17 protein-coding genes, 1 pseudogene and 1 other annotated feature (1 of these 19 cut by a window edge) are annotated in these 17,204 nt (G+C 44.5%); all 18 genes and pseudogenes read left to right on the forward strand.

The window, feature by feature from the left end; translation table 11 throughout:
- Positions 1-86: a binding site (T-box leader), on the forward strand; it begins 146 nt to the left of the window's first position.
- A gap of 74 nt (positions 87-160) precedes the next feature.
- The 18 genes and pseudogenes from PG766_RS10575 to PG766_RS10660 all read left to right on the forward strand — a co-directional run bounded on the left by PG766_RS10575 (position 161) and on the right by PG766_RS10660 (position 17,128).
- The gene (locus tag PG766_RS10575; RefSeq protein WP_118199269.1) at positions 161-2,815 is read left to right on the forward strand and encodes a valine--tRNA ligase; all 2,655 of its coding nucleotides are present in this window, start codon (positions 161-163) and stop codon (positions 2,813-2,815) included.
- A 182-nt stretch (positions 2,816-2,997) separates the two neighbouring features.
- Positions 2,998-5,205 (forward strand): LTA synthase family protein, encoded by a 2,208-nt coding sequence (locus PG766_RS10580; protein ID WP_008372942.1) that lies wholly within the window; start codon positions 2,998-3,000, stop codon positions 5,203-5,205.
- Between the two features lie 29 nt (positions 5,206-5,234).
- Entirely contained in the window at positions 5,235-6,542 is a 1,308-nt protein-coding gene (locus PG766_RS10585) for a bifunctional folylpolyglutamate synthase/dihydrofolate synthase (RefSeq protein ID WP_118199270.1), read from the forward strand.
- Positions 6,535-6,669, forward strand: coding sequence for a hypothetical protein (locus PG766_RS10590; protein ID WP_022220983.1), 135 nt, complete (start codon positions 6,535-6,537; stop codon positions 6,667-6,669). Before PG766_RS10585 ends, PG766_RS10590 begins: the two co-directional genes overlap by 8 nt.
- An 11-nt stretch (positions 6,670-6,680) precedes the next feature.
- Positions 6,681-8,051 (forward strand): tetratricopeptide repeat protein, encoded by a 1,371-nt coding sequence (locus tag PG766_RS10595; protein ID WP_118199271.1) that lies wholly within the window; start codon positions 6,681-6,683, stop codon positions 8,049-8,051.
- 122 nt (positions 8,052-8,173) lie between these two features.
- Entirely contained in the window at positions 8,174-8,488 is a 315-nt protein-coding gene (locus PG766_RS10600; protein ID WP_008372950.1) for an STAS domain-containing protein, read from the forward strand.
- Entirely contained in the window at positions 8,488-8,958 is a 471-nt protein-coding gene (gene spoIIAB, locus PG766_RS10605) for an anti-sigma F factor (protein ID WP_008372952.1), read from the forward strand. Before PG766_RS10600 ends, spoIIAB begins: the two co-directional genes overlap by 1 nt.
- Entirely contained in the window at positions 8,937-9,656 is a 720-nt protein-coding gene (sigF, locus tag PG766_RS10610; RefSeq protein ID WP_008372953.1) for an RNA polymerase sporulation sigma factor SigF, read from the forward strand. Before spoIIAB ends, sigF begins: the two co-directional genes overlap by 22 nt.
- A gap of 74 nt (positions 9,657-9,730) precedes the next feature.
- The gene (locus tag PG766_RS10615) at positions 9,731-9,913 is read left to right on the forward strand and encodes a hypothetical protein (RefSeq protein ID WP_044999057.1); all 183 of its coding nucleotides are present in this window, start codon (positions 9,731-9,733) and stop codon (positions 9,911-9,913) included.
- The gene (locus tag PG766_RS10620; protein ID WP_118199272.1) at positions 9,897-10,532 is read left to right on the forward strand and encodes a stage V sporulation protein AA; all 636 of its coding nucleotides are present in this window, start codon (positions 9,897-9,899) and stop codon (positions 10,530-10,532) included. The genes PG766_RS10615 and PG766_RS10620 overlap by 17 nt, the downstream gene beginning before the upstream one ends.
- Positions 10,522-10,938 carry a stage V sporulation protein AB gene (locus PG766_RS10625; protein ID WP_118199273.1) on the forward strand — a complete coding sequence of 139 codons (417 nt, stop codon included), beginning with the start codon at positions 10,522-10,524 and terminating at the stop codon, positions 10,936-10,938. The genes PG766_RS10620 and PG766_RS10625 overlap by 11 nt, the downstream gene beginning before the upstream one ends.
- Positions 10,939-10,950: 12 nt before the next feature.
- Positions 10,951-11,409, forward strand: coding sequence for a SpoVA/SpoVAEb family sporulation membrane protein (locus PG766_RS10630; RefSeq protein WP_008372960.1), 459 nt, complete (start codon positions 10,951-10,953; stop codon positions 11,407-11,409).
- Between the two features lie 16 nt (positions 11,410-11,425).
- Positions 11,426-12,436: a stage V sporulation protein AD gene (gene spoVAD, locus PG766_RS10635; protein ID WP_022220979.1), complete on the forward strand. Its 1,011-nt coding sequence runs from the start codon at positions 11,426-11,428 to the stop codon at positions 12,434-12,436.
- 13 nt (positions 12,437-12,449) lie between these two features.
- Complete coding sequence (locus PG766_RS10640) at positions 12,450-12,806, forward strand: SpoVA/SpoVAEb family sporulation membrane protein (protein ID WP_022220978.1); 357 nt, start codon at positions 12,450-12,452, stop codon at positions 12,804-12,806.
- A gap of 148 nt (positions 12,807-12,954) precedes the next feature.
- Entirely contained in the window at positions 12,955-14,589 is a 1,635-nt protein-coding gene (locus tag PG766_RS10645; RefSeq protein WP_118199275.1) for a Na/Pi cotransporter family protein, read from the forward strand.
- Positions 14,590-14,637: 48 nt separating this feature from the next.
- Positions 14,638-14,901: pseudogene (locus PG766_RS10650) on the forward strand (ABC transporter substrate-binding protein); the annotation flags it as partial.
- A gap of 13 nt (positions 14,902-14,914) precedes the next feature.
- The gene (locus PG766_RS10655; RefSeq protein WP_118199276.1) at positions 14,915-16,381 is read left to right on the forward strand and encodes a glycoside hydrolase family 32 protein; all 1,467 of its coding nucleotides are present in this window, start codon (positions 14,915-14,917) and stop codon (positions 16,379-16,381) included.
- Between the two features lie 18 nt (positions 16,382-16,399).
- The gene (locus tag PG766_RS10660; protein ID WP_270590789.1) at positions 16,400-17,128 is read left to right on the forward strand and encodes a PfkB family carbohydrate kinase; all 729 of its coding nucleotides are present in this window, start codon (positions 16,400-16,402) and stop codon (positions 17,126-17,128) included.
- Positions 17,129-17,204 lie beyond the last annotated feature (76 nt).

The following is a 17,204-nucleotide window of genomic DNA, read 5'->3' on the forward strand; positions in this document are numbered from 1 at the left end:
TGGTTTCCGTTATAGAACTGTGAGAGATACGAGATGGATTTATTTCGTGGAACAAAGGTGGTACCGCGTTTATACACGCCCTTTACATATTGTAAAGGGCTTTTTTTATTCTTTATAGAGAGAGCAAAAGTGCGCGGTGGACTTATAAGAGGAGGAAACAATGAGTAAGAATCTTGAAAAGACCTACAATCCGAAAGAGATTGAAGCGAAACTTTATGAAAAATGGTGTGAAGAAAAGTATTTTCACGCTGAAGTTGACAGAAGTAAGAAACCATTTACAACGGTAATGCCGCCACCGAATATCACCGGTAAGCTGCATATGGGACATGCTCTCGATAATACGCTTCAGGATATCCTGATCCGTTACAAGAGAATGCAGGGATATAATGCACTGTGGATCCCGGGAACAGACCACGCTGCAATTTCAACAGAAGTAAAGGTTACAAACCAGTTAAAGGCAGAGGGAATTGATAAGAAAGAACTCGGAAGAGAAGGATTCCTTAAGAGAACCTGGCAGTGGAAAGAAGAGTACGCAGGAACCATCGAAGGTCAGCTGAAAAAGCTTGGTGTATCCTGTGACTGGGACAGAGAACGTTTCACCATGGATGAAGGATGCTCGAATGCGGTCAAAGAAGTATTCCTTCGTCTTCACGAAAAAGGATTTATCTACAAAGGTTCCAGAATCATCAACTGGTGTCCGGTATGTAAGACTTCCCTTTCTGACGCAGAAGTTGAGCATGAGGAACAGGCAGGACATTTCTGGCACATCAAGTACCCGATCGTAGGAACAGAACGTTTCCTTGAGATCGCAACTACACGTCCGGAAACTCTGCTTGGAGATACAGCAATCGCCGTACACCCGGACGATGACAGGTACAAAGATATCGTAGGAAAGAATGTCATCCTTCCGTTAGTTGGAAGAGAAATCCCAATCGTGGCAGACGCTTACGTTGATAAAGAATTCGGAACAGGTGCGGTTAAGATCACACCGGCACATGACCCGAATGACTTTGAAGTAGGAAAGAGACATAATCTTCCGGAAATCAACATCCTGAATGATGATGCTACCATCGTAGAAGGATACGGAAGATATTCCGGAATGGATCGCTACGAAGCAAGAAAAGCAATCGTAGAAGATCTGGAAAAAGAAGGATACCTTGTAAGCATCGAAGAACATGTACACAACGTTGGAACACATGACAGATGTAAGACAACCGTTGAACCGATGATTAAACCACAGTGGTTTGTTAAGATGGATGAGCTTGCCAAACCGGCGATCAATGCGATCAAGACCGGCGAATTAAAATTCGTACCGGAACGTTTTGGTAAGATCTACCTGAACTGGCTGGAAAATATCCGTGACTGGTGTATTTCACGTCAGATCTGGTGGGGACACAGAATTCCGGCCTACTATTGTGATGAATGTGGAGAAGTGGTTGTTGCACGTGAGATGCCGGAAAAATGCCCGCATTGCGGATGCACACATCTGACACAGGATGAAGATACACTGGATACCTGGTTCAGTTCAGCACTGTGGCCGTTCTCAACACTTGGATGGCCGGAAGAGACAGAGGACTTCAAGTATTTCTATCCGACAGATGTACTGGTAACCGGTTATGATATTATTTTCTTCTGGGTAATCCGTATGGTATTCTCCGGATATGCACATACTGGAAAAGCACCGTTCCATACTGTTCTGATCCATGGACTGGTAAGGGATTCCCAGGGACGTAAGATGAGTAAATCTCTTGGAAATGGTATCGATCCGCTGGAGGTCATTGATGAGTACGGTGCAGATGCACTCCGTCTGACTCTGATCACAGGAAATGCACCAGGAAATGATATGCGTTTCTACAACGAACGTGTAGAATCCAGCCGTAACTTTGCCAATAAGGTATGGAATGCATCCAGATTTATCATGATGAACATGGAAGATAAGGTAATTTCCAAACCGGATGAGGCAGACTTTGAAGTAACCGATAAATGGATTTTATCCAAGGTAAATACACTTGCAAAAGATGTAACTGAGAACATGGATAAATTTGAACTGGGTATTGCAGTACAGAAAGTATATGACTTTATCTGGGATGAATTCTGTGACTGGTACATTGAGCTTGTAAAATACAGGATCTACCATTCTGATGAAAATTATAAGAGCGCCAATGCAGCACTTTGGACACTGAAGACGGTTCTTGGTAATGCACTGAAGATGTTACATCCATTTATGCCATTTGTAACAGAAGAAATCTACAGCGCACTGGTACCGGAGGAAAAATCTCTGATGATGTCAGACTGGCCGCAGTTTAGCGAAGACTGGTGCTATGCAGACGCTGAAAATATAACAGATCATATGAAAGAAGTTATCCGTGGTGTCAGAAATGCGCGGGCAGAAATGAATGTACCGCCGAGCCGTAAAGCAAAGGTTTATGTAGTATGCGAAGATGAGAAGCTCTGTGAAGGATTCGAAGAGCTGACAACATGCGCATGCCCGCTTATGAGTGCTTCTGAACTTGTTGTCCAGGTTGATAAGGCAGGTATTGCGGATGATGCCGTATCGATCGTAGTACCGGATGCTTCTGTATATGTACCACTGGAAGAGCTGATTGACTTCGAACAGGAAATCGAGCGTCTGACAAAAGAAGAAGAAAAGCTTACAAAAGAAATCAACCGTGCAAAAGGAATGCTTTCAAATGAAAAATTCGTCAGCAAAGCACCACAGGCAAAGGTTGATGAAGAAAAAGCAAAGCTTGAAAAGTATACACAGATGATGGAACAGGTGAAAGAACGTCTGGAGGCTTTAAAGGCAGGAAGATAATCACTGCAGGAAAGTACTAAGGCATATTCTTTTTTAGCCGGATATACCGTCAGGCGCAGCATAAACTGCGCCTGACGGTACAGAAACACGTAAGGGGTTAAAAGACGATGAAGGAAATTCATTTTAAAAAGATTCAGTGGAAAAAACCGGATCTGAAAGGAAAATGGCAGAAGCTGAAGAATATGAAGCCAGGAGATATAAAGGCGCATTTAAAAAAGCAGCATGAGCGAAGACAGCAGATTCTTGAAAAGCGGCGAAACAGCAAATTCGCAAAAAAGATGGCACCGTACTATAAGATAATGAACCGGTTCTCTTTGCCGCTTCAGGCACTGTGGGCTTGTATCATTAACTTTATCATTGAAGCACTGTCCAGACATTCTGCAATTGCAGCTTGGCAGTATATGACAGGAACACCGCTGGTATTTTTGTACAATGCCGGAATGATTTTCGTTACACTTTTAATCGCTTATCTGGTGCGGCGCCGGGTGTTTACACGACTGATCATCAGTGCATTGTGGCTCTTTCTGGGTGTTGTCAACGGAGTGATGCTGGCAAAGCGTGTTACGCCGTTTAATGCACAGGATCTAAAGACATTTACAGAAGGACTGTCACTGTTTACAAACTATTTCTCGGTGGCAGAGCTTGTGATGATGGGAATTGGTGTTCCGGCACTGCTCATCTGGCTGGTTGCCATGTGGAGACGTGCCGGACAGTATGAAGGAAAGATGCACAGGATCCCGATGCTGATTATTGTTGTTGCAGCGTTTTTTGGATATTCTGTACTGACAAATGTTGCTGTAGATAAGAGGATTATTTCTACTTACTTTGGAAATATCGCATTTGCTTATCAGGATTACGGACTTCCGTATTGTTTCTCGGCCAGCCTTTTTAATACAGGTATTTCAGAACCGAATGATTATAACAAAGACACGATCGAGAAGATCACGGATAATAGAGAGATGACAGAGAGCACATCCGACAATGGTGTGAGACCGAATGTCTTGTTTGTACAGCTGGAATCTTTCTTTGATCCTATTGAATATGAGGATCTGCAGATGTCAGAGGATCCGATTCCGAATCTGCGCAAGATGTTTGAAAATTATTCTTCCGGATATTTTAAGGTTCCTTCGGTAGGGGCCGGAACAGCCAATACAGAATTTGAAGTGCTGACAGGTATGAACCTGCGTTATTTCGGACCGGGCGAGTATCCTTATAAGACAAAGCTTAAGAATCAGGTATGTGAAAGTGCAGCAACTGCATTTTCTGCATTCGGTTACGGAACCCATGCGATTCACAACAACGGTGGTAATTTCTACAGCCGTGCGAAGGTATTTAACAATATTGGTTTTGACAGCTTTACAAGTAAAGAGTTTATGAATATTCTCCAGACAACAGAGAATGGATGGTCGAAGGATGATATTCTTCTGACACACATCAAAGACGCTCTGGACTCTACCGAGCAGGAGGATTTTGTATTTACAGTCAGTGTACAGGGACATGGAAATTATCCGACAGAAAAGGTGATTGAGAACCCGAAGATCACCGTAACAGGAGCACCGACAGAAGAGAAGAACAATGCCTGGGAATACTATGTGAACCAGGTATATGAGATGGATCAGTTTGCCGGTAATCTGGTAAAAATGATGGAAGAACGCGGTGAGCCGACTGTGGTCGTATTCTATGGTGACCATCTGCCGACAATGGGACTGGAAGCAAAGGATATGAAGAACCGTTATCTGTACAATACAAATTATGTGATCTGGGACAATCTTGGACTTCAGAAAGAGGACCGGAACATTCCGTCCTACCAGATCATGGCGGATGTGATGGACCGCCTGGGATTACATTCCGGTACGGTATTCAACTATCACCAGCAGAGACGCCAGACAAAGGATTATCTGAAGGATCTGGAGCTGTTACAGTATGATATTCTGTATGGAGACCAGTATGTATACAATGGTAAGCCGCCGATCACAGAAGGCCATATGCAGATGGGGATCAAGGAGGTTACGCTCACGGATCTTGTAGAAAATCTGGATGAGACCTACAGCCTCTACGGAACAAACTTTACTAAATGGAGCAAGGTTTACATCAATGATGAAAAGCAGGAATCTACTTTCCTCAATAATACAAGGATCGAACTTCCGGACAGTAAGCTGAAGGATGGAGACATCATTACGGTCAGCCAGGTCGGATCAAGCAATACCATCTTCAGGACTTCAAGAGAATATATTTACATGGATGGAAAAATCCTGGAATATACAGATGAAGTAAAAGAACAGAAGAATTCTGCAAAGACGGACGGCGATCAGCAGAAGACAGAAAATGCCGGACAGTCCGGAGAACAGCAGGATCAGAATAATAAAGAAGAAAAGAGCGGGCAGCAGTAGAGTTCCGCTTAAGAAAGACGGGAAAGATTGTGAAGTATGAAGAAGTAGTCCGATATATAGAGGACATACCAAAATTTACAAAGAAGCATACGCTTTTGCATACCCGTGAATTTATGAGAAGATTGGGGAATCCCTGCCAGGGAAGAAAGGTTCTTCATGTGGCAGGGACGAACGGAAAGGGAAGCGTCTGCGCATATATGCAGGCGATTCTTCTTTTTGAGGGAAAGCGTGTCGGATTTTTTACATCACCACATCTGGTGAAGCTCAACGAGCGGATCCGGATCAATGGAAAAGATATTGACGATGATACCTTCTGCCGGATTTTTGCAAAGGTGCGGCAGGTGGCAGAAGAACTGGAAAAGGAAGGGATGGAACATCCTTCTTATTTTGAATTCCTGTATGGAATGGGGATGCTTGCATTTGAAGAGAGTGATGCAGAGTATATTGTACTGGAGACAGGACTTGGTGGAAGGCTGGATGCGACTAATTCCTTCGAGCATCCGTTCCTGAGCGTGATCACATCGATCGGACTGGATCACACAGAGATCCTTGGAGATACGATTGAAAAGATCGCGGGAGAAAAAGCCGGAATCATCAAAAAAGGCGTACCGGTATTTTTTGACGGCTCTGATGAAAGAAGTAGTCGGGTTATAGAAGAAACTGCCGAAAATGTAGAAGCACCGTGGTATAAAATGGAAAAAGATGCGTTGAAAATTCAAGAAATTACAGACAAACATATTGCTTTTTCTATTTTGGATGAGTATGATAATAATACCGTATGGCAGGTGGCGAGCACCGGAATCTATCAGGTGATGAACGCAGCACTTGCAATCCGGGCGATGAGATATACATTTGGCGACAAGGCAGAAATCTGCAAATGGCAGAAGGTGGTTGCATCTGTTAAATGGCAGGGAAGAATGGAAGAGGTTCTTCCCGGAGTTATCTTTGACGGGGCGCATAATCTTGCGGCAATCCGTGAATTTACAAAGAGTATCCGGCTGCAAAGAGAGGCGGAAGGGGAAATCCATCCACTGATAATCCTTTTTTCAGCCGTTGCAGATAAGGATTACAGTCATATGATCGAGCTTTTATGCAGAGAATTGAAAGCAGATGCTTATGTCATTGCCAAAGTAGACAATAAAAGGGGAGCGCAGGCAGATACACTTGCCGCGTTGTTCCGGAAGTATACAGACAGACCGGTCTATCGGGAGGACACGCTTGCTGATGCATTTACACGTGCACTGAATGAAAAGGGCAGCGAAGGGAAACTTTACTGTCTGGGGTCGCTCTATCTGGTAGGGGAGTTAAAAGAACTGATAGGAGGAGAAGATGCTTAATTTTGAAGAAGAACTTAAGAAGTTCAAACCAAGTCTGGAAGTAGAAGATATCGAGAATGCAGTATATCAGGAGGATCTGTCTGATATGACAGATATCTTAAGAGAGATGATGGATCAGAAAAAATAGGGGAGATTTTGATGGACTATAAGCAGAAACTCGAGTACCAGTCGAACTACTGGTACAATGATGGACTGAAGAAAGCGCAAATCCGGGATCTGTCCGGGGCAATTGTGTCGTTAAAAAGAAGTTTGCAGTTTAACAGAGAAAATATCACAGCGAGGAATCTTCTCGGACTTGTCTATTATGGACGTGGAGAAGTAGCGGAGGCTCTTGTAGAGTGGATCATCAGTAAAAACTTCAGGGCTTCAGAGAATATTGCCAGCTACTATATCAGTAAGGTTCAGGATAATCCAAGTGAGCTGGAGAAGGTGAATCAGGCAGTTCACAAATACAACCAGTGTCTTGGATACTGTAGACAGAATGGAGAAGATCTTGCGATCATCCAGCTGAAAAAGGTGGTTGTGGCACATCCGTCTTTCCTGAAGGCATATCAGCTTCTGGCACTTCTTTATATGCATTCCGGACAGTATTCCAAAGCAAGACAGAGCCTGAAGACGGCACTCAAGCTGGATGTGACGAATGATATTACGCTCCGGTATATGCATGAGCTGAACCGTCAGCGGAATCGGCAGGTTGCACATATTAAAGAGGAAAAGCATGGCAGACAGTCGGTTGTCACATACAATCTGGGAAATGAGACGATCATCCAGCCTGCAGCAACACTGCGAGACAATGCGGCAGTGATGACAGTTGTCAATATTCTGATCGGTATGGTGGTTGGAGCGGCAGTGGTGTGGTTCCTGATCGCTCCGGCGGTAAACCAGACAAAGTCGTCTACAAAAAACCGGAATGTCATTGCACTAAGCGAGCAGATAGCTTCACAGAAGACACAGATCCAGACGCTTAAGGATGAACTGGAGGGATACCGTAACAGCAGTGATGAGGTAGAATCGGCAAAGCAGACCGCCGCATCCACACAGGACAGCTATGATGCCCTGATCAAGGTATATCAGCAGTATTATGGCGGAACAACGAGCAATGCGGATATGGCAGATACGTTGCTTGGACTGAACAGGGATTCGTTGGGAGAAGAGGGACAGAAAATCTACGATTCGATCTCCGGTTCCGTGTTCCCGCGAGTATGTGTGAGCCTGTATTCGACCGCGCAGTATGAAGTGCAGAGTGGAAATTATGATGATGCCATTTCGGATCTTGAAAAGATCCAGAAGATGGATGACTCTTATAGTGATGGTGGTGTGTACAAGCTTCTTGGAGACGCGTATGCCGGTAAAGGTGATAAGGACAATGCAAAGAGCAATTACGAAAAAGCAGCGACCGATTATCCGGGAACACAGGCAGCATATTCGGCACAGAGCGCACTGGATGCAATGGGATCAGATGGAACTTTGGAGAATACTTCCGGTGGAACAGGCACCCAGGGACAATAAAATATAAAAAGCACAAAAGAGAAAGTAGCGAAAAAAGGCGTTACTTTCTCTTTTTTATAAATCCATCAAGGCTATTGGCGTATTTGTATAAATAAAAAAGACAGAAAGGGGTTTAAGCAAAAATGCAGTATCAGATCAAAGAAAATTGTCTTACGATTTTTCTTCCGGCGGAGGTGGATCATCACAATGCGGAGGAGATCAAACGGGAGGCGGATAAGGTGATCGAGGAGCAACATATCAAATATGTGATCTTTGATTTTGGAAGAACGAATTTTATGGACAGTTCCGGGATTGGAGTGATCATGGGACGGTACCGGCATATCTTTCTTCTTGGCGGGGAAGTATGGGCGATACATACAAGTGAACGGATGCGGCAGATTCTGAATATGTCCGGCGTGACGAAGATCATACAGATTTATGAGGAGGGAATGATGTAATGGAATATTTTAACGAGATGGAAGTAGTTTTTGACAGCAGATCGGAAAATGAGGGATTTGCAAGGGTGGCAGTGGCTGCGTTTATGACGCAGATGGATCCGGTTCTGGAGGAAGTGGCAGACGTGAAGACAGCGGTCTCCGAAGCAGTGACGAACAGCATTATTCATGGATATGAGGGCCGGACGTCCGGAAAGATCACGGTCTGGTGCGGGATTGAAAAAGATAAGAAGACCATTCTGGTCACAGTGAAGGATCAGGGCATCGGTATCGAAAACGTGGAGCAGGCGATGGAGCCACTCTATACGACCAGGCCGGATATGGATCGGTCCGGGATGGGATTTGCATTTATGGAGGCATTTATGGATGAAGTACAGGTGGAATCTGTGCCTGGAAAAGGGACTACGGTTTGGATGAAGAAAACGACAGGAGGGGAAAAGAAGGAAGCTGTATGGACCACACAATCGCATTGATCAGACGGGCTCACGAAGGGGATGAAAATGCGAGGGCACAGCTTGTGGAGGAAAACACCGGTCTGATCTGGTGTGTGGTGAAAAGATTTTACGGACGGGGCACAGAGGCAGAGGATTTATTTCAGATCGGAAGCATCGGGCTTTTAAAAGCGATCGATAAGTTTGATCTGGGCTATGATGTGAAATTTTCAACCTATGCAGTTCCGATGATCACGGGAGAAATAAAGCGTTTCCTGCGTGATGATGGGATGTTGAAGGTCAGCCGTTCCTTAAAAGAGATTGCATATAAAGCATATCAGGCAAAGGAGGCGCTCACGGAAAAGCTTGGAAGAGAACCGCTGCTGGAAGAAATTGCGGAAGAAACGGGTGTGGAAAAAGAGGAGCTGGTGATGGCGATGGAGGCAGCAGGAGAAGTGGAATCGCTTCACAGACCGGTCGGTATGAAAGATGGAAATGAAGTAATGCTGCTGGAAAAGATTGCAGATACAGGCGGTGCAGAAGAAAAGATCCTGGATCATCTTCTGCTTACAGAGCTGATAAAAGAATTAAAAAAAGACGAGAGAAAGCTTCTGTATCTGCGCTATTTTGCAGATAAGACGCAGACAGAAATCGGCGAAGAACTTGGAATTTCCCAGGTGCAGGTATCGCGGATGGAGAAAAAGATCCTGAAAACCATGCGGGAACACGCAAAAGAATAAAAGGATGTATGTTTTCTGGAAAAACAGGGATACTATTTCCTATCTGAAACAGATCACAAAGGAGGCGGATGCGATTGGAAAGAAGAAAAAAATATATCTGGGGCTGTGTTCTTTGTGCCCTGCTGACAGCTGTTCTGATCGGAATGATCTACTATTATAATGACGTCCGGGGGACAGACCAGGTAAGTGAAGGAACGCTGATCTGGCAGGCGCTACCGGTAAAAGAAAGGACGGATACAGATGTCTTCGGGAAATGAAATACTTTATATCAAAGGGGAAAAGAATACCGAGGTGAAAGAACCAAATGTGACATTAGGAGATATCCTGACAATGGAATGCAGCAATTCTTCCATCATGAACAGGATTAAACCACTGCGGATCCTGAAAATCCCGAAAAAAGAACAGCACAGATATGTGGTGTCTATTCTGAAAATCATAGAATGTATCCATCGGGAAATTCCCGGACTACAGATTCAGAACGAAGGAGAAAGTGACCTGATCATTACCTATGAAGGGGAGAAAAAACGAAATGCTATCTGGCAGGGAATTAAAGTGGTTGTAGTTGCGGGAATCACATTTATCGGAGCAGCATTTTCCATCATGGCATTTAACAATGATGTGTCGGTGACAAAGATGTTTTCCCGGATTTATCTGCTTCTTACCGGAGAAGAATCGAATGGATTTACCCTGATAGAGCTGACTTACTGCATCGGGCTGATCGTAGGGATCCTGATTTTCTTCAATCATTTAGGAAGAAAGAAATTTACAGCAGATCCGACGCCGATGGAAGTGGAAATGCGTTTGTATGAAAATGATATTCAGGAAACTTTGATCGAAGCTTATGCGAGAAAGGAAAAAGAAGTCGATGTGGATTAGGCAGATTCTGGTGGCGGTGGTTGGTCTTGCATCCGGATTTGCAGTCGCGGCAGGACTGTTTTCATTTATTATCGGACTTGGCGTAGTGTCAGATTTTGCAGACCGGACACATACCGGGAAGCATGTCATGCTGTATGAAAACTGCATTATGGCAGGTGGGATCCTTGGAAATATTTTCTGGGTATACGGGCTCGCGATGCCTGGCGGCAAATGGATCGTTCCGGTGTTTGGACTTTTTTCCGGAATTTTTGTTGGTTGCTGGTCAATGGCACTTGCGGAAATCCTGAATATTTTTCCGATTTTTATCCGGAGGATCAAAATTCTGAAATGTGTGCCATGGCTGATTTTGGGGATGGCGCTTGGGAAAAGCCTTGGAGCACTTCTGTTTTTCTATAAAAGATGGTAACTGGAGGAGAAAATGAAGCAACAAGAGAAAGAAAAAGAGTATGAAACATATGTAAAAGAGAAAACACCGGTCAGGAAGCCTGGACCTGCGATGGCAAAAGCATTCGTGACCGGCGGGATCATCTGTACGATTGGACAGACGATCTTAAATGCGTGCGAAAAGGCGGGAATGTCAAAGGATATTTCTGCAAGCTGGTGTTCACTGATCCTGATCCTGGCAAGTGTGGTGCTGACCGGATTTGGAATCTATCCAAAGATCGCGAACTGGGGAGGAGCGGGAGCACTGGTGCCAATCACCGGATTTGCCAATTCCGTTGCGGCGCCGGCAATTGAATACAAAAAAGAGGGGCAGGTTTTCGGAATTGGCTGCAAGATATTTACGATTGCAGGACCTGTGATCCTGTACGGAGTTTTCACCAGCTGGGTTCTGGGACTGCTCTACTGGATTGGGACGCTGATCGGAATTGTGTGAGCAAGGAGGGATGGACATGAATGCGATGAAAGGGACACAGAGTATTGCATTTTCGGAAAGTCCGTATCTGGTAAGCGCCGGATCGGTTGCCGGAAAAAAAGAAGGAGAAGGACCACTTGGAAAATATTTTGATATTGCATCGGAGGATGACCTTTTCGGAGAGAAAACCTGGGAGCTTGCAGAAGGAACAATGCAGAAGCTTGCGTGTAAGCTGGCATTGAAAAATGCGGGAGTACAGCCGGAGGAGGTACGCTATCTCTTTGGCGGCGATCTTTTAAGACAGGGAATTGCTACATCGATGGGGGCGGAAGAACTTCAGATCCCGGTGTTTGGTCTTTTCGGCGCATGTTCCACATCCGGAGAGGCACTTGCCCTTGCTGCAATGACTGTGGCGGCAGGCTATGGAGATCTGGTGCTTGCTGCAACATCGAGTCATTTTGGAAGTGCAGAAAAAGAATTCCGTTTTCCACTTGGCTATGCGAATCAGAGACCACTTTCTTCTACCTGGACAGTGACAGGAAGCGGAGCCTTTCTGGTAGGAAAAAAGAAAAGCCGGGTGCGGATCAGTGGAGTGACGATTGGGAAAATTGTGGATTATGGGCTGAAGGATTCACAGAACATGGGAGCGTGTATGGCACCGGCAGCGTGTGATACGATTCTGCAGAATCTTATGGATTTTGGAAGAGGTGAAAAGGATTACGACCGGATCATTACCGGAGACCTGGGCTATGTGGGGCAATCGATTTTATTTGACCTGCTTCGTAAGAAAGGGCTGGATATCAAAGAAAATCATATGGACTGCGGAATGACGATATTCGATCAGCAGACACAGCATACCAATTCCGGTGGAAGCGGCTGCGGCTGCGCGGCGATCACTCTTGCAGCATATATTATGCCACAGCTGATATCGGGGGAGTGGAAAAGGATTCTTTTTGTACCAACGGGGGCGCTGATGTCGACGGTCAGCTTCAATGAAGGAGAAAGCGTTCCGGGAATTGCACATGGAATTGTGCTGGAACATTGTTAAAGGAGGAAAGAAAATGGACTATATCAATGCATTCTGGGTAGGAGGACTCATCTGTGCACTGGCGCAGATCCTGCTTGACCGGACGAAAATGATGCCGGGAAGAGTCATGGTAAGCCTGGTGGTACTTGGCTGCATTCTTGGTTTTGTACAGATATTTAAACCATTGCAGGAGTATGCGGGGGCAGGCGTGAGCGTGCCACTGCTCGGTTTTGGAAATACTTTATGGAACGGGGTAAAAGAGGCAGTCGACAAGGAAGGATTTATCGGAATTTTTCTTGGAGGATTCAAGGCAAGTGCGGCAGGAATCAGCGGCGCATTGATTTTTGGGTACATTGCATCATGGATATTTGAACCAAAGATGAAGGGGTAATGGAAATAATTTTCGTCAGAACTACGAAAGAAAATTTATTGTACAGAGAGAAAAATGATGTTAAGATGAAATCGTGGCTGTGTAAATGGCTTGTAAAATAAGAATCAGAGTGAAAAAGAAAAAGTACATAAGAGGAGATAACACGACTATGAAGTACACAAGTATCATTATTCCGTTTGTCGGAGGCCTTGGTATGTTCATTTATGGAATGCAGATCATGGCACAGGGGCTGGAGAATGCTGCCGGCAACCGGATGAAGTCATTGCTTGAAGCACTTACAAAGAATAAGTTCTTCGGCGTATTGCTTGGAGCGTTCATTACCGCAGTGATCCAGAGCTCATCTGCGACGACCGTCATGGTAGTCGGTTTTGTAAATGCCGGTATCATGAACCTTCAGCAGGCGATGGGAGTTATCATGGGTGCGAACATCGGTACAACAGTTACCGGATGGCTGGTATCCAGTGTGGAATGGGCCAAATTTTTAAGTCCGTCCAATCTTGCACCGGTTGCGATCATGATCGGTGTGATCATTATGCTGACCGGAAAGAGGCGTTCGACAAAAGATATCGCAAGTATTGTGGTTGGTTTCGGACTTTTATTTGTCGGGATTTCATCCATGTCCTCAGCGGTGGAACCACTGAAAGATAATGCAGCATTCTGCAATATTTTCGTATCACTGGGACACAATCCGTTGCTTGGAATTGTGGCGGGTGCAGCAGTTACGGCGATCATCCAGAGCTCATCTGCATCGGTCGGAATCCTGCAGAGCCTTGCAGCAGCAGGTCTTGTACCGTTTGGCGCAGCAATCTATATTATCATGGGACAGAATATCGGTACCTGCGTAACTGCAATTCTGTCCAGTGTGGGTGCAAAGAAAAATGCGAAAACCGCAGCGCTGATGCATCTGATCTTTAATATCATCGGAACGATCATTTTCAGTATTATTGCGATTGCATATCTGAGTATTGTGAATCCGGCATGGGCGCATGGAAATATTACCCAGACACAGATCAGTATGGTGCATACGGTATTCAATATTGTGACAACCGTTCTGCTGTTCCCGGTTTCTGACTGGATCATCAAGCTTGCCAAGAAGATCGGACATGTGGAAGAAGAGGTACAGGATGAAAGTGTAGTCCTTCTGGATGACCGTATGCTGGAGACCCCTGGTATCGCGATTCAGTCAACCGTTTCCGAGCTTGTCCGAATGGGACATGTGGTTGCGGATTCTCTGGAGGTTGCAAGAAAAGTTATGTTCGAACGAAAAGAAGAACAGATTGCGTTCCTGAAGGAAGAAGAAAGCAAGGTAGACCGGTTAAGTGCCGGTATCACATCCTATGCGATCAAGCTGTCGACTCTGCAGATCAATGAACGTGAGCATGAAGAGGTGGCGCATATGCTCCAGATCGTGTCGGATATGGAACGTATCAGTGATTACTGTGAAAACATTTCTGAGTTCGCGGAAACGCTGCAGGAAAAGCAGGTGGATTTCTCCGAGGTTGGAGTGGAACATCTGAACAAGATGCTGGATGTCTGCATTGCAAGTTATCTGTATGCGTTGGAAGCCTTTGAGTCCAATGACCGCGAAAGTGCGTTAAAGACCATCGAGAAAGAAACAGAGGCAGACGGGCTGGAGATTTCCCTCCGCGCAAAGCATATCAAGCGTCTTACCAACCAGCAGTGTAACACAGAAGCCGGAGTGGTATTCCTTGATTCTCTGGTATGCCTGGAAAGAATTTCCGACCATGCCAGAAATATTGCGGAAGAAGTGCTGGCGGAATAGAAGATAGGAAAATGCAAAAGTGCATGTGGCCTGACGGCTGCATGCACTTTTCTGAAAGATATGAACAGCAAATATGTATATCCAAATGTATTCATGAGTATCGAAGATACCAATAAAGTGTCACAGTATGATACCGACATTAAAAAATATGCAGAGCAGAAGAAAGCCGACTGGATCTTAAATGGTGGAATCGAAAAAGAGTGGGATTCTTACCTTGATAAAATGGAAAAGTACGGACTTTCCGATTATCTGGCTATTAAACAGAAATATTTCGACCAGTACCAGAAATCGCTTTCAGAAGAGAATAAGTAGCAGGAGAAAATACATGAGTGAGATGTTAGAAAAAGCAAGAAATTATGAGACAGAAAAACAAGTGTATGTAAAGAAAACGACCAAACCACTGTTCCATGTTACGGCACCGACCGGATGGATCAATGATCCGAATGGTTTTTCCGTATATGATGGGAAAATACATTTGTTCTATCAGTACAATCCATATCAGAGAGAGTGGGGACCAATGCATTGGGGACATAGTGTGACTGATGATATGGTCCGCTGGGAGCAGCTTCCGGCAGCGATTGCACCGGATCAGGAATATGATAAGGCAGGATGTTTTTCCGGAAGTGCGATCGAAGCAGATGGAAAGCATGTACTTGTATATACCGGAGTTACCAGAGTAAAGCAGGCAGATGGAAGTGAGCAGGAACGGCAGAATCAGTGTATTGCATTTGGTGATGGAAAAGATTATGTAAAGTATGAAAAGAATCCGGTTGTGACAGGTGAGATGCTTCCGGAAGGATGCAGCCGGATTGATTTCCGTGATCCGAAGATCTGGAAAGAAAACGATACCTATTATCTGATTGTTGGAAATAAGAATGATAATCAGGTTGGGCAAGTTGTGCTTTATTCGAGCAAAAATCTGACAGACTGGAAATTTGAGACAATTCTGGCATCAAATGAAAATGGTGATATAGGAACGATGTGGGAATGCCCGGATTTCTTTGCTTTAAAAGACAGACATGTGCTGATCTGTTCGCCACAGGATATGAAGGCGCGGAAATATGAGTTTCACAATGGACATAATTCGGTGTATTTTTTGGGAGACTATGATGCAAACAGATGCAGATTCAGCAAAGAACAGCCGCATACACTTGACTATGGTATGGACTTCTATGCTCCACAGACAACAGAACTTCCGGATGGCAGACGGATCATGATCGCATGGATGAAATCATGGGATGCCTGTGTGATACCGAATTCGCAGGACTGGCAGGGAATGATGACATTTCCGAGAGAATTGGAGATAAAAGAAAACCGTATCTGGCAGAATCCGGTGAAAGAACTGGAAAATTATCATCAGAATCCATGTTGCTATGAACACGCAGAAATCGAAGGCGAGACAGTGATTGCAGGAGTAGAGGGACGCACAATTGATCTTACGGTGACACTGGAAGATGGAGAAAATACAATCTTTTCTATCAAACTGGCAGCAGATAGTGAGTATGAAACGAGTTATACCTATAATAAGGAAACCAGACTTCTGGAAATCGACCGTACATACTGCGGTGTTACAAAAGATGTGGTATGTGTACGAAAATTCAGAATTGAGGATCCGGCAGGGCTTAAAAAGATGCGTTTTATCCTGGATTATCATTCGATCGAACTTTTTATTAATGATGGACAGCAGACGGCGACCACTGCAATCTGTACGCCTCTGGATGCGAAAGATATTTATTTTTTCAGCGATAAGAAAATGACAATGAGTGTTGAAAAGCATGATATTATAATGTAAAAAGCAGGAGAATAAGAAATGGACGTAGTAGCTTTAGGGGAATTGCTGATTGATTTTACAGAAAATGGTATTAGTAGCCAGGGGAACCCATTGTTTGAGGCAAATCCGGGAGGGGATATGATGCTGACAGAAGAGGAAATTCCAGAGGAATTAATTCTTGAGACACGGATTTTTCATTTTGGAACCCTGTCTATGACACATGAGAACGTACGCAGAGCGACAAAAAAAGCAGTTGCAATTGCAAAACAGGCTGGTGCGATCATTTCATTTGATCCTAATATACGTGAGCCACTGTGGAATTCAATGGATGAGGCAAGAGAGCAGGTATTGTATGGTCTGGGACAGTGTCATATCCTGAAAATTTCAGATAATGAAATTCAGTGGCTGACAGGAAAAAATGACTATACAGAGGCTGTAAAATGGATCAGGGAGAAATATGATATCCCGCTTATCCTGGTATCTATGGGAAAAGAAGGCAGTAGAGCTTATTATCAGGACAGGATGGTTGAAAAAGCACCTTTTATAAACGAAAATACAATAGAAACAACTGGTGCCGGAGATACATTTTGTGCATGTGTTTTGCATTACATATGTAAATATGGACTAGAAAATCTGACTGAGAAAAATTTAAAGGAAATGCTGACTTATGCAAATGCTGCCGCATCAATTATCACAACACGTAAGGGAGCATTGCGGGTGATGCCACGACCGGAAGAAATTGAGGCATTGATTGTAGGACATCACTAAATGTGGAGAGAAAGGGGCTGTGAAAAAAGAATAGTCCCTCAAAAAAAGAAAGACCAAGAGTTTAGAATGAACTCAA

It is taken from the genome of Coprococcus sp. LG101-27 (assembly GCF_027695515.1).
Taxonomy (GTDB): Bacteria; Bacillota; Clostridia; order Lachnospirales; family Lachnospiraceae; genus Allocoprococcus; species Allocoprococcus comes.